The 13,921-nt window shown below is 48.2% G+C and carries 12 protein-coding genes; 5 read left to right on the top strand and 7 right to left on the bottom strand.

Going from position 1 to position 13,921, the window contains the following annotated elements:
- Positions 1 to 22 precede the first annotated feature (22 nt).
- Positions 23 to 943, bottom strand: a complete 921-nt coding sequence (locus AMJAP_RS11015; RefSeq protein ID WP_019620514.1) for a LysR family transcriptional regulator — start codon at positions 941 to 943, stop codon at positions 23 to 25.
- A gap of 202 nt (positions 944 to 1,145) precedes the next feature.
- Between AMJAP_RS11015 and aptA the strand changes: the two genes are divergently transcribed.
- From aptA to AMJAP_RS10995, 4 genes are all read left to right on the top strand, one after another.
- Positions 1,146 to 2,483, top strand: coding sequence for an omega-aminotransferase AptA (aptA, locus tag AMJAP_RS11010; protein WP_019620515.1), 1,338 nt, complete (start codon positions 1,146 to 1,148; stop codon positions 2,481 to 2,483).
- A 173-nt stretch (positions 2,484 to 2,656) separates the two neighbouring features.
- A complete protein-coding gene (locus AMJAP_RS11005) occupies positions 2,657 to 4,150 on the top strand; it encodes a CoA-acylating methylmalonate-semialdehyde dehydrogenase (RefSeq protein WP_019620517.1) in 1,494 nt (497 codons plus the stop codon).
- Between the two features lie 286 nt (positions 4,151 to 4,436).
- Positions 4,437 to 5,300: a DNA ligase gene (locus AMJAP_RS11000; protein WP_019620518.1), complete on the top strand. Its 864-nt coding sequence runs from the start codon at positions 4,437 to 4,439 to the stop codon at positions 5,298 to 5,300.
- Between the two features lie 43 nt (positions 5,301 to 5,343).
- Entirely contained in the window at positions 5,344 to 5,673 is a 330-nt protein-coding gene (locus tag AMJAP_RS10995) for a hypothetical protein (protein WP_019620519.1), read from the top strand.
- A gap of 128 nt (positions 5,674 to 5,801) precedes the next feature.
- Here the strand turns inward: AMJAP_RS10995 and AMJAP_RS10990 are convergent, their stop codons facing one another.
- The 3 genes from AMJAP_RS10990 to dctP form a co-directional block, all read right to left on the bottom strand.
- The gene (locus AMJAP_RS10990; RefSeq protein ID WP_019620520.1) at positions 5,802 to 7,103 is read right to left on the bottom strand and encodes a TRAP transporter large permease; all 1,302 of its coding nucleotides are present in this window, start codon (positions 7,101 to 7,103) and stop codon (positions 5,802 to 5,804) included.
- 3 nt (positions 7,104 to 7,106) lie between these two features.
- Complete coding sequence (locus tag AMJAP_RS10985) at positions 7,107 to 7,760, bottom strand: TRAP transporter small permease (RefSeq protein WP_019620521.1); 654 nt, start codon at positions 7,758 to 7,760, stop codon at positions 7,107 to 7,109.
- Between the two features lie 112 nt (positions 7,761 to 7,872).
- Positions 7,873 to 8,892 (bottom strand): TRAP transporter substrate-binding protein DctP, encoded by a 1,020-nt coding sequence (gene dctP, locus AMJAP_RS10980; protein WP_019620522.1) that lies wholly within the window; start codon positions 8,890 to 8,892, stop codon positions 7,873 to 7,875.
- 477 nt (positions 8,893 to 9,369) lie between these two features.
- Between dctP and AMJAP_RS10975 the strand changes: the two genes are divergently transcribed.
- A complete protein-coding gene (locus AMJAP_RS10975; RefSeq protein WP_019620523.1) occupies positions 9,370 to 9,852 on the top strand; it encodes a Crp/Fnr family transcriptional regulator in 483 nt (160 codons plus the stop codon).
- Between the two features lie 111 nt (positions 9,853 to 9,963).
- Here the strand turns inward: AMJAP_RS10975 and AMJAP_RS10970 are convergent, their stop codons facing one another.
- From AMJAP_RS10970 to AMJAP_RS10960, 3 genes are all read right to left on the bottom strand, one after another.
- Positions 9,964 to 10,920, bottom strand: a complete 957-nt coding sequence (locus AMJAP_RS10970) for a DMT family transporter (protein ID WP_019620524.1) — start codon at positions 10,918 to 10,920, stop codon at positions 9,964 to 9,966.
- Positions 10,921 to 10,989: 69 nt separating this feature from the next.
- Positions 10,990 to 12,498: a Na+/H+ antiporter NhaC family protein gene (locus tag AMJAP_RS10965; RefSeq protein ID WP_019620525.1), complete on the bottom strand. Its 1,509-nt coding sequence runs from the start codon at positions 12,496 to 12,498 to the stop codon at positions 10,990 to 10,992.
- A gap of 131 nt (positions 12,499 to 12,629) precedes the next feature.
- The gene (locus tag AMJAP_RS10960; protein WP_019620526.1) at positions 12,630 to 13,913 is read right to left on the bottom strand and encodes an NAD(P)/FAD-dependent oxidoreductase; all 1,284 of its coding nucleotides are present in this window, start codon (positions 13,911 to 13,913) and stop codon (positions 12,630 to 12,632) included.
- Between the last annotated feature and the right edge of the window lie 8 nt (positions 13,914 to 13,921).

Genomic DNA, 13,921 nt, shown 5'->3' with positions numbered 1-13,921 from the left:
CTAGCAAGTGGCGAAGTCACGTCTAGTGACTGCCTTCTAATTCTTCTATAAAGGCGTCACGAATCAGATTGTTGCGCGCTCCCTTTCGGGTGATAGCGGTGAAGTGAGTGGTAAAGCTCCGCGTGTCTGGCTGAATCGCTTTGAGTCGCCCAGCTTTGACCCATTGTTCAGCATAATGGGTCGGTAGAAAGCCGATGTAACTACCGCTGAGAACCAGGAAGGCGATACCTTCCCGATCGGTTGAGCTGGCGCTGGCTTTCAGTATCGCTTGCTGCTGTTTTATCTCAGCTGACTGAGGGTAAGCGGGTAGCACTGCATCATAGTCAGCCAGTTTGCTATCGCTTAAATGATCGTTATCAGTTTCAAACAGTGGGTGTTCGTTACTGCAGTAGAGTAGCGATTGCTCATCATACAGAGGCAGGTAATTGAGGCCGGGCAGGGTGCGTTGCTCTGCCACAATACCGACCAGTAGCTGCCCATCTAACACGCCGGACTCAATATCTTTTGGTGGAATCATACGGATGTTAATAGCGACCTCAGGCCCGCGCTCTTTCAACGCGGCAAGTGCCCGGGTGGTACGCATCTGTGGCACGGTGACCATGTTGTCGGTAATGCCAATATTTAACTCACCTTTGAGTTCAGTATTGATTGCATTGATACGTGCGCGAAAGTTTTCCAGCCCGCCCAGTAATTGCAATGTCGCATCGTACACCTCTTCACCTTGCTCAGTTAAAGCAAAGCCGGCCCGGCCGCGATTACAGAGGCGCATATTGAGTAGGCTTTCGAGCTCAGATATGGCTAAACTGATAGCAGGCCGACTTATATTCAGTTCCACTTCAGCCGCCGAAAAACCGCCGCTTTCGACCACCGCTTTGTAAATACGTAATAGCCGGATATGGGCATCGCCAAGTTGGCGTGGCAACAAGTTTTCTCGCCGGGACATGTGCGCCTCTTTTTGAATCTATTGATAGGTTTGTTAATAGTTAACTTTAAGTAAATAAGTATGGATTTAATAAACTTAGTTGTTAGCGATAATGGAGTCAACTGAAAATAACAACATAAACACTGAGAGTGGTTAGCCAGTGGACTGCGTAAAACCTACTACGCAGTCCATGTTAATTAGCTCAATATTGAGGTGAGGTTCTATGACTGATACCACCAAACGTTGCGGCCTGAGTCAGGCGCAACTAGATGCACACTGGATGCCGTTTACGGCGAACCGCAGTTTTAAGCAGGACCCTCGTCTGATCGTGTCAGCTGAAGGGAATTACTACACTGATGCTGAGGGCCGTAAGATCTTTGATGGTCTGTCAGGTCTGTGGACTTGTGGTGCCGGTCATAGCCGCCCGGAAATTACCGAGGCTGTCAGCAGGCAGTTGAAGGAGCTTGATTACTCTCCGGCGTTTCAGTTTGGCCACCCCAAATCATTTGAACTGGCACATCGTATTTCTGAGCTAATGCCCGAAGGTATGAATCGAGTATTTTTTACCGGTTCGGGTTCTGAATCGGTTGAGACGGCTCTGAAAATTGCCCGCGCTTACTGGCGCAAAAAAGGGCTGGCTAGCAAGACTCGTTTTATTGGCCGGGCTAAAGGCTACCACGGTGTTAACTGGGGAGGTATCAGTGTTGGCGGTATCGGTGCTAACCGGGCAGCTTATGGCCAGGGCATTGACGCGGCTCATTTGCCTCATACGATGTTGCCAGAAAATCTGTTTACCCAGGGGATGCCGGAAACCGGTGCCCATCTGGCAGAAGAGTTGGAGCAACAAATTGCTCTGCATGATGCCTCAAACATCGCGGCAGTAATTGTTGAGCCACTGGCGGGTTCTGCCGGTGTGATTCCACCCCCGAAGGGCTACCTGAAGCGACTGCGTGAAATCTGTGATAAGCATAATATTCTCTTAATCTTTGACGAGGTTATTACGGCTTTTGGCCGCATGGGCTCAAATACCGGAGCGGAAGAGTTTGGTGTGACGCCGGATATGATGACGGTCGCCAAGCAGCTGACTAATGGTGTGGTGCCGATGGGTGCGCTGATTGCCAAACAGGAAATCTACGATACTTTTATGGCTGAAGCTGGCCCTGACTATATGTTGGAGCTACCCCATGGCTACACCTATTCTGCACATCCGGTGGCCTGTGCTGCGGCTTTGGCATCGCTGGATATTTTGGCTCAGGACAATCTGATCGAGCGTGTGAATACAGTTTCACCCCACTTCCAGGAGATGGTTCATAGTCTCAAAGGTACGCAGTATGTTGCGGATATTCGCAACTATGGTCTGGCTGCCGGTATTACTATCGAATCGGCACCGGGTGAGCCCGCATTGCGTCCTTATCAGATTGCCATGAAGTGCTGGGAGAAAGGCTTTTATGTTCGCTACGGCGGAGACACTATTCAACTGGGTCTGCCGTTTACGACAGAACTGGGAGAGATTGATAGCCTGATTAATGCCTTGGGTGAATCTATCTCCGAATTGGATTAATTCCAAGGGAGCTGTTGTGCAGGTCATAGGGCGTTTTAAATTTTTGCCCTCTCTGATCTGCGCTCGTAATGCTCCCGAATATCGATTGAAACAGGTCAATACTGCCACGGCGGTAAAAAATAAAAACATGTCAGCATATTTGGATGGCATGGCTCAAGTAAAGGTAAAAATAGATGACTAACACTGTCGGGCAACTGATTAACGGCGAAATGATGATCGATGGATCTCGCTCCCAGGACGTATACAATCCATCTACGGGTGCTGCAACTAAGCAGGTAGATCTTGCATGTGCAGGCACCGTTGAACAGGCGATTGCTGCTGCTGAAGCTGCGTTCCCTACATGGCGTAATACTCCGCCAGCCAGGCGCGCTGCGGTGATGTTCCGATTCAAGCAGCTTCTGGAAGATAATGCGGACAAGATCTGTGAAATGATCGGTGAAGAGCACGGTAAGATTGCGCATGATGCGATGGGAGAGCTGCAGCGAGGCATCGAGAACGTTGAATACGCTTGCGGCGCGCCTGAGCTATTGAAAGGTGAGCACAGCCGTAATGTGGGTCCGGGCATTGATTCCTGGAGTGAATTTCAGCCCCTGGGCGTGGTTGCCGGAATTACGCCGTTTAACTTTCCTGCAATGGTGCCACTGTGGATGTACCCCATGGCGATTGTGTGTGGTAACACCTTCGTACTGAAACCGTCTGAGCGTGATCCATCCTCAACCTTGTACATTGCTCAGTTACTGCAAGAAGCCGGTTTGCCAAATGGTGTTATTAATGTCGTGAATGGTGACAAGGAAGCCGTTGATGTACTGCTGACTGATGAGCGTGTTAAAGCAGTAAGCTTTGTTGGTTCTACGCCGATCGCTGAGTACATTTACAGCACAGCAAATGCCAACGGCAAGCGCTGCCAGGCACTGGGTGGAGCGAAGAATCACGCGATTGTAATGCCTGATGCGGATATGGATAACGCTGTAAATCAATTGCTGGGCGCTGCATTTGGTTCCTCCGGTGAGCGTTGTATGGCGTTGTCTGTTGCGGTTGCCGTAGGCGATGAAGCCGCTGATACCCTGGTCGCTAAACTGCAAGAAGCGATGGGGCCACTGAAAGTGGGAGAGTTCAGTAACCGAGATAACGATTTTGGTCCGGTTATTACTCGTGCTCATCAGCAAAAAGTTAATGGCTATATCGACAGTGCCGAAGCCGATGGTTGCAAGATCGTTGTTGACGGTCGCAACCCGCAGGTGGAAGGCTACGAAGAAGGTTTCTTTGTTGGTGCTACTCTGATCGATAATGTAACTACTCAGATGAAGAGCTATCAGGAAGAAATTTTCGGTCCTGTACTGCAGGTGGTGCGTGCTAATTCTATGGAAGAAGCTATGCAGATGATTAACGATCATGAATACGGTAACGGTACTTGTATCTTTACCCGTGACGGTGAAGCTGCACGTTACTTCTCTGATAATATTCAGGTGGGTATGGTCGGCATTAACGTACCGCTGCCAGTGCCAGTGTCTTACCACAGTTTCGGTGGCTGGAAGCGTTCTCTGTTTGGTGACCTGCATGCATACGGACCAGACGCAGTACGTTTTTACACTAAGCGTAAGACCATCACTCAGCGCTGGCCTTCCAGTGGTGTGCGTGAAGGTGTTTCTTTCGCATTCCCAAGCTAATCCCAATGTGAGATAGACCAGGTCGTTAATATGTTTGGTTTGCCAGAGCGTTGCTGTGCGGCTCACTGGTAGTCAGAATGACGGTCTGGACTTCTTTTTGCTTTCCTCTTGTTTTGAGCGATAAGGAAACACGCTTTACGCCTGAGTTTCTATTATTCGCGTCTTTTGCCGGTGTCTGTTAATACAGCTGCCGGTTTTTTTTGTCTTAATCTGTCTTTCTGCTAGGGTTAGCTCTCAACCTGCTCATGGATGAAGCAGCGTTTATTTGCTCAGGGAGGGCGAAATTATGTCTCACCGATATAATCTGATCTCATTCAATAGCCTGATCATGTTGATCAGTATCCTTACTGCGTCTCAAAGCTTAGCTGGTAAGCCAAAATTGCAGCTGGCAACTCTATACCATTCGGGGCTTGAGGTCTCAGAGTACTTTGTTAGTGAGAAACTTGATGGGGTACGTGGTTATTGGGATGGCAAACGGTTGTTAACCCGCCAGGGTTATCGTATTGACGCGCCGGACTGGTTTATTGCACCGCTACCCGAACAATCACTGGATGGTGAATTATGGATAGGACGGGGGCAGTTTGATAAAGTCTCTTCGCTTATCCGAAGCAGCGCGGCCAGAGACAATAAGGAACGTGATAATAGCTGGCGACGGGTGAAGTTTATGTTATTTGATATGCCACAGTTTCCCGGTGCTTTTAGTCAGCGAATGACGCGATTAAGACGTGTTGTTGATGAGGTTGATCGGGATTGGATTCAGCTGCTACCTCAACGGCAGATAGCCAGTGAGTCGGAATTAATGGATTGGTTAGAGCAGGTGGTCGCTGGTGGCGGTGAAGGGCTGATGCTGCACCATGAAGATGCGCTTTATCAGCAGGGGCGAAGTACTGATTTACTGAAGCTAAAAAAATGGCAGGATGCAGAAGCAATAGTTATAGGTTATCAGCCTGGCAGGGGGAAATATGCAGGTATGCTGGGGTCATTGCTGGTGGAAACAGCTGATGGAATGCGCTTCAAATTAGGCACAGGATTCAGCGATGCTCAGCGGAAAAATCCACCTGCTATTGGCAGTCAGATAAGCTATAAATATACTGGCGTCAGTGCTAAAGGCGTGCCCCGGTTTGCCAGCTTTCTACGAGTGCGCAGATAATGAGCAGCGCTGAGTATAAGGTTTAAGCTGAGATAACTGATATATGAACAGAGTTGAATCATTAAGCCAGATAATTAATTTTGGTGAACACCGAGAACAAGCATATTCCTGTTTAGTGAGAGCTTCTCATGAAAGTGTTAACGAACAGGTTGGCGTGACTAAACAACAGCTTCTTGCGGTGTTAAACAGATATATCGTCGGTGATATCTGTACCGATGATCTAGAAGAGTGGGCGATGTTTGTTGAGTGCCGTGATGATATTAATCACTCTGCGATTGAAGATTATATTTATGCGCTCTCTAACCCAATGCTGATGGGAGAAATTGATAAGGATAAGATAGTTCAGATGGCACAACTGCTGACGGATATATAGCGATTAGAAGCCAACTTGTTACTACATTGTTGTTCCTATCTGGTTAGAACCTAGTGAGTGACACAAATAAAAACCGGGCCTGAAGCCCGGTTTTGTTTTATAGCTGTGATGATGTTATCGAGGATTGATTAGTAACCCAGTAATAACTTAGGCAGGAACAGTGATAGTTCCGGCACAAAGGTCACCAGAAATACCATCGGCAGATGGCCTAAACAGAGGAACTTTAAGGTCGGCTTGATATACCTGTCTAAAGACAGCTTTCCGACCCCGCCAGCCATATAGAGCATGGGTGCGCAGGGGGGCGAAACATTACCCAGTCCCAGGTTTACACCCACAACGGCTGCAAAGTGGATCGGATCTATACCCAGTTGATTAATAATCGGCAGGAAGATAATCGCGGCCAGTACGCTGCCAGAGATATCATCCACTATCATGCCTATAAGCAGTAGCAGGATATTGATCAGGAATAGCAGTACGTACTTGTTATCCGATACCTGGAGTAAAGCGTCTGCCAAATCACGGGGTACCTGTTCAAGAATCATGGCGCGGCTCATAATAAACAGGAAGAACAAGACTGCCATAATCGAGCCGGTCATGGTCACCGCGCGTACGGTCACTGAGCCCAGATTGCTTAGGGACATTCCTTTGTAGATAAACAGCCCCACGGGAATAGCATAGATAACGGCAATCGCCGCAGCTTCAGTTGGCGTTGCGATGCCACTATAGATAGCGCCCAGAATAATTAGTGGCATGAGCAGTGCAAAGATTGCGTTGTAGCCGGTTTTTACTACTTCTTTGGTTGCGGCCTTAAAGGGGAGTGGAGGGTCTACTTTAATATCGGGATTTCCACGCAGGAACCAAATGTTCAGTGCGCAGTAGATGACTGTCAGCATGATGCCCGGAATAATAGTGGACAGAAATGCTGCGCCCACTGATAAGCCACCGGTGATCGAGAAAACGATCATCGGAATGCTGGGAGGTATCAGTAATGCAAGTACAGAGGAGCAGGCCACCAGTGCGGTGGCGTGCCCTGCAGGATAGCCTTCGCGTATCATTCTTGGAATCATGATCTGGCCTACGGCTGCGATTGCCGCAGATGAGCTGCCGGATATTGCGCCAAATAATGCGCAGGTAAGCACTGTGACAGCGCCCAGCCCACCTTTGATTCGCCCAACCAGGGAATTGACAAAGTTAAGCAGTCGTTCTGATATGCCACCTTCTGCCATCAGAAGGCCGGCAAATATAAACAGAGGCAGCGCTAGCAAGGCAAAGCCGCTGGCAGTTTTAAAACCGTGGGGAATCAGAAATGAAATATTGTTACCGGTGGTGTAAGTAAAGAGAATTGCGCCGATACCAAAGGCAAAGGCGACCGGGATCTCAATAAGGATCAGAATAACGACAATAAGCATTGAAATTAGAAACAGCGTCATCGCTTAATCCTCCTGTTCTTTCGGTTGGCGGGGCATGTTGCGTAATGCTCGAAACTCAGTAATGGTTTCAAGGAGGAAGTAGCCGATCATCATGGCAAATCCAACCACCATGCTGGCGCTCCACAAGCCTCGGGGCCAACGCAGGTTGACGCTTAAGCGGCCTCGATCTATCTCTTTTAATGCATATTTACAGGCAAAATAGCCAAAGATGCAGGCTGCAATCATGCAGGTGATAGAGCCGGCGAAGCGAATAATGTTCACCTTATAAGGGTCTTTTACAACCAGACTTACGATACCGCCGTGGATATGTTCGCGTTCCCGGGTGGCGTAGCCCATGCCGAGGAAATAGATCCATACAGCCAACAGGACGGCTACTTCTTCTATGCCGGTGAAGGGGGCTTGTAGGACGTAACGCATGATAACTTGCGAGAACATCAGTATTGCCAGCCCCAGGCCGGCGATGAGCATCATGACGCGGAAAACCCAGTTCAACAGGCGCTCAAAACGTATCAGGTAGCGGTCAGCCTTACTGTTTGATTGATCAGGTATAGCGTGCAGATGAGGTGGAATTGGATGGGTACTGAGGTCAGGATCGTAGTCATAGATCCTGGCTTCCCCCACCGGTTTTACAAGGGTATTCAGTTTTTCGTTTTGCATAGTACTGATCCTGAATTAGTATCCGGGCAATATCACCCTTGAAATCTCTGTATTCTTCCAATAGGGCAGAATACAGAGAAGGTGATACCGAGACAGTTAACGTCGGGACGGATCAGTTGATTCCAGCAATATCGCGCATCATGGTCATAATCTCAGGACCAACAATCTTTTCCATGAATGGCCATTCATTCTTGTAGAGAATAGCTTTAGCCTTATCCATCTGTTCAGGAGTCAGTTCAACTACGTTGATACCTTCATCGCGAACACGCTTCAGGAAGCCTTCGTCAATTGCTTGTGCTTCATCCCAAACCTTGTTCAGAGTTACGTCTGCAGCAGCCAGCAGCTTTTTACGTTCATCAGCTGGAAGATCTTCCAACCAGGATTTATTGACGACCCAGAATGCGTGCTCAAAATAGTCCTGGGTCAGGATGTAAGCGGACAGTACGTCACGCATCTGCCAGATCTCTACGGATGGGCCAAACGCACGACCATCAACGGTGCCTAGCTGCAAGCCTGTATATAGCTCAGAGAATGGCATTGGTACTGCGGTAAAGCCCCAGTTGTTGAAACGCTCAATACCGATTGGCACGGGGGGTACGCGCATCTGGATACCTTTGGTATCTTCCGGGAAGTTGGTGGGTACGCGATCTACGCCTTTACGGATAGCAACGGAGCCAAAGCCGGTAGGGATGGTGCCCAGTACGACCAGATCAAGATCGGCCATTATGTTGTTATAGACATCGGTCATTTTACCGTTCGGGCCATAAACTTTGCGTGCATCATCCCAGTTATCAACCACGTAACCCAGCCATGAAAGGTCCAGACGTGGATCAAATTCGGATGCAGCAAAGGTCATGCTCATTGGAACGACACCATCCATGCTCTGCTCGAAGATAGATGCCCAATCACCCAGGTCGCCACCTGGATGGTAATCGACTTCCATCCCGGAACCCTGCTTTGCCAGCTGCTCTGTAAAGGAAGTGGATGCCAGGTGAAATATGTGATCAGTAGGGTAGGCATGGGCTAACATAAAGTCATCGCCGGCCTGTGCAGACTGGATTGCCGGCACTGATAGTGCTGCGGTAACGGCACAGGTAGAGATAAGGTTTTTCAGGGATTTGTAACTTGTCATAGCGACCTCTAATATTTTTTTTATGGTCTTTCTTAAGCACTGCCATCGGCCGTTTCTGTATATAACAGAGCTAGTTAAGATGGAGCAGGTGACATTCTGCGCTATGAGTTTTGTTAGTTAAATTCCGAATTTATATATTTAACTTAAGTGAATGCTTAACTTTATTTTATATCAATACCCTTAACCGGGTACGAGGTTTAAATGAAGAGATTAAGAGGCGTTTTATGATTAAAAAGCATCACAATAAAGTTGTCTGTACTAATATTTTATCGTAAATAATCTAGAAGGGTCGAACAACATTATGCGGGTAGAGCATGTACTCCCCAGCATCGGCAGTAGCTCGATAACTTCGGATATCACTGAATTGATCTGGCGATATCGTTAGCCAGACAATGTATCTCTATCCAACGAGGGTATACCCTGAGGCTTGAATCGCAGACTATAATTAGGTTGTCTTTATAATTCCGAGTAGTAGTAATGCAGGAACTCCAATATTCCGAGCAGCGTGGACAGTTTTCAACTGATTTCTGCCATGGCCTGTCTATGTTTGGTGCTCTATCCGACGATAGCCTTGATTTTATGTTACAGCGGGGGCGACTTTTTCAGGTAGATGCTGGTGAGACGCTGTTCAGTGCGGGTGATAAATCTGATTTGTTTTATGTCGTGCTGAAAGGGGCTGTGCGTTTCTTTCAAGCTAAAGATGAGAGTGGCCTTAAGGTGCCATTACGTAAATACCAGGTCGGCGAACAGGTCGGCTTTGTTGGCATGATTGGTCTGCATCAACGACGTGGTGATGCACTGATGGAAGAATCCGGTTATTTAATGGAAATTAGTTCAGAACTGTTCCATCAACTGTGCGAGAAATTCCCTGAAATGTTTCAGATTTTCCTGATAAATATTGCCCGGGAAATGAGCCGTGAGATCAGCCACTTGGATCAGATGTATATTGAAAAAGATTAATTTGGGCGCTCAACTCTCCCTGTCTATCCTTTCTCTATATTCTACTCTTTTTGCTATTTAACAGATAAACCTGAGTAACTCAGAAGAGTAATGGCGTTCAGGCATTATGGATTAAGTGATAGCTGTGGTTTGATCTAGCGGTGCCAGCTTCACTTTACGCTTACGGTCGCCCAGCTCCGCAATGAGCATTGCGGCAATAATCAGTCCTGCACCGATAAAGCCTTTGCTGCCCAGTTTTTCGTCCAGAAACAGCCACGCAGCCAGGTAGGCAAATACTGGCTCTGTCGCAAAGATTAGTGCGACTTTGTGAGATTCTAATATCTGTTGGCAAGCTGATTGAGCCCAGTAAGCGTAGGCCGTACCTAAAACGCCTGAGATTAGAACGGCGCTGATGATGATGGGGCTTATTGCAAGGTCTTGCCAACTAAGGGGTGACGAGCCCGAGTGATAGAAAGCGGGCTCAGGGCTTAACATCGCTGACACTGAACTATAGATAGCGACAGCAAACAGCTGAAGAATACTCAAGGGAATGACTGGCAGTTTGTTAACGAATCGACCGGTCAGAATGATATGAATGGCAAAGCAAAACGCGCAGATAAGTACCAGCACGTCACCCTGGTTAAATTCTAACTTATCACCAATAGTCAGTAGATAAAGCCCGCAGGTGGCGGTGATCATACCGATCCAGACTGAGATAGCGGCGCGGGTTTTAAAGAGAAGAAAGCCTAACAGAGGTACCAGAGGTACATTCATTCCGGTGATAAAACCGGCGTTGGAAACCGAGGTGTAACGCATCCCTTCTGTTTGGGTGTAAAAACCAGCAAACAGCAGTAACCCGAGTAAAGAACTGGCTCCCAGTAGGGGAAGCCAGCATATCTCGGCATATTGCTTACGCGTCAGCCAAAGTAGTGGTAATAATGATAAAGCTGCCAGTAAAAAACGCACACTGTTAAACGTATGTGTGGGTATTATTTCAATGGCCAGATCTATCAGAACAAACTCTGCTCCCCAGATAAAGCTTACGACTAACAGCAGGATAACAGCAACTCGTGGAGATCTGATTAGCATCGGTGTCCTTTTCCATAATCTGAAAATGGAGGCCAGGCCTCCATTTTAGCGGTTATGTAATTCAGCAGCTCAGGCTACGGTGAAGCCTAGTATTAATAGTGATACAAGTGCAATGACTGCTCCGATCATCGCATAGGGGATCTGGCTGAGGGCATGCTGCATCGGCGTACAACCAGAGCCCTGGGAGGAGAGTACGGTGGAGTCACTGAAGAAGCAGGCATGGCTACCGAATGCTGAAGCAGACAATAAAGCACCTACGGTTAGCGGCATCGACATATCCAGGCTGATGGCCATAGGTATAACAATCGGTAGAGATACGACGAAGACGCCCCAGCTAGAACCGGTAGCGAAAACCACGGCAGCCATAGAGACGAATACCAACGCCGGCAGGAGTTCTTTAGATAGATAGGGTGCCAGCGAATCGATGATGTATGGGGTCATGCCCAGTTGATCGTTGACCTCTTTAACCATGAAGCCCGCGCACACCACGGCAATCGGGTGAAGCATAACCTTAAAGCCATCCAGCATGGAGTCGACCAGTTGGCCGAAGTTCATTAGGCGTTGCCAGAAGTACAGAACCATGGTGAACATTGAAGCAACCAGAGCACCCAGTAACAGATCGATTTCGTAGTAAACGCTTGCCGCAACCAGAACCGCCATCGGCATCAGGAAGTTCAGCAGGCCGACAATAGGGGTGGTTCTCTTCATCGCAGAAGTATCAAAGCCATCCTGCTGGATACCTGGAGGAATAGGCTGACCTGTCTGAGCGCGTTTCTCTGCTGTTTTCATGCTGCCAAAGTCACCTAAAATGCCACCAGCAACCAGAAAGACGACTATCAGAGCAGCCCAGCCGTAGGCCATATAAGGAATAGACTCGATATAGAGGGACATACCCTTGCCTTCAGCGGTAGCGCCGTTCTCTTCTAACAGGGCGGCAAAGTAAACTGCCCAGGTTGATACGGGTACCAGAATACAGACAGGAGCGGCTGTTGAATCGACCAGAAATGCCAATTTTTCACGGGAGATCTTGTACCGGTCAGTCAGGTTTTTCATTGAGGCGGATACCGCCAGAGAGTTCAGGTAGTCATCGATAAAGACCATGATTCCCAGAGTGCAGGTGGTCAGCATAGTACCGCGCTTGGTTTTGATTCGCCTGGCCAACATCTCGCCAAAACTGAGGACACTACCTCCCCGTTCCAGCATATTGATCAAACCTCCCATCATGCCGCATACCAATACGATCCAGGCGATGGTTTCATCCATCACAACGTTGATCGATAAGTCCCCCAAACCTGACACTATATTGGTTGGATCTAAGAGCAGCAGACCTGCAATAATGCCGGCAAAAATAGATTCCAGTGGTTTTTTGGTAATGACAGCGACAAACAGAATCAACAGGGCTGGTAGCAAGCTATAAAAACCATAGGGCTCACCGTCGACATGTTGAGTCGACAGATAAGCGAAGAATGCCATGATTGAACCGAAGAATAACATCCACTTTTGCGGGCTATTCGTGGTTTCATTTACCGTACAGGCAAGGTTGCTATCTGCTTCCGGTTGAGCGATATCAGAACTCATAAAAACACCTTATGTTGTATTTCTTATAACTGTAATTTGGGTCTAACTATATTTGCGGCTCAGATTCAGAGCACGACTGTAAGCTCTGCTCTGAGCACCGCTATATCTTCCGCTATAAGCAAAGCGATTATTTAGATTCCCAGCTTATCCCGCAGGGTGTAATACCAGGCGCCCATCGCAGTGTAAGGGATGCGCAAAGCCCGCCCGCCCGGGAAGGGGTATTGCGGCAGACCGGCAAATATATCGTAACGTTCAGCCTGACCCTGGATCGCATCGGCAAGTACTTTTCCTGCCAGGTGAGAACTGGTGACACCGTGACCGCTATAGCCCTGGGCGTAGTATATGTTGCTACCGATCCGGCCGAATTGCGGCAGACGCATGAGAGTTAGCAGGAAGTTACCGGTCCAGGCGAAATCAACCTTAACGCCTTTCAGCTGAGGAAATGTTTTCAGCATGTTAGGGACGATTAGCGATTCAATTTTATCGGGCTCTCGGGCTCCGTATGTAACACCGCCACCATAGATCAGACGCCCGTCACCGGACAAACGAAAATAATCTAGGAGGTAGTTACAGTCTTCGACACAGTTTCCCTGTGGAAGAAGCTCTTTCTGTTGAGCGTCGGTTAATGGCGCGGTAGTGATTACCTGAGTACCACAGGGCATCGCTTTCTGTTCTAGCTTAGGAATCAGACCACCCAGATAAGCGTTACCGGCTACAACGACAAAATCGGCGGTTACGGAACCTTTATCGGTGAAGATGACCGCTTTATCGCCTTCCTGAACCCGGGTGACCGCAGAGTCTTCGTAAATAACGCCACCGAGGTTTTCCAGTGCAGCAGCCTCGCCTAATACCAGATTCAGTGGATGAAAGTGGCCTCCACTTTTGTCTAGCAGGCCTCCTTTGTAACGGGATGATCCTACGTGATTCTGAATGCTGTCTTCAGATAGCATTTCCAGCTGGTTATGACCATGGGCCTCCCAGAGTGCTTTTTTTTGTTCCATCTCATGTAGTTGTTTGCTATTGCAAGCCGCAAAAATCCCGCCCTCTTTAAGATCACACTTGATATTGTACTGGTCGACTAAGCGACGGATGATTCTGCCACCCTCGAAGGCCATCTTGCCCATCTCAGTGCCGGTATGCTTTCCGTAATGTTTCTCGATAAAGTCGATATCGCGGCTGTAACTGTGAACAATCTGGCCGCCATTACGACCAGAGGCGCCAAAGCCAATTCTATTGGCTTCCAGTACGACAACTTTAAAACCCTGTTCAGCAAGATGAAGTGCAGATGACATGCCGGTATAGCCTGCACCGATAACACAGACATCAGCTGTGATATCTTCATTTAATGAGGCGCGAAGCGATTTATCATTAGCGGAAGCGGCATAGTATGACGTTGTGTGAGATGGAGTTGTCATATAAAAAA

The organism is Amphritea japonica ATCC BAA-1530 (genome assembly GCF_016592435.1).
GTDB lineage: Bacteria > Pseudomonadota > Gammaproteobacteria > Pseudomonadales > Balneatricaceae > Amphritea > Amphritea japonica.
This window is presented reverse-complemented; position numbering and strand designations above follow the sequence as displayed.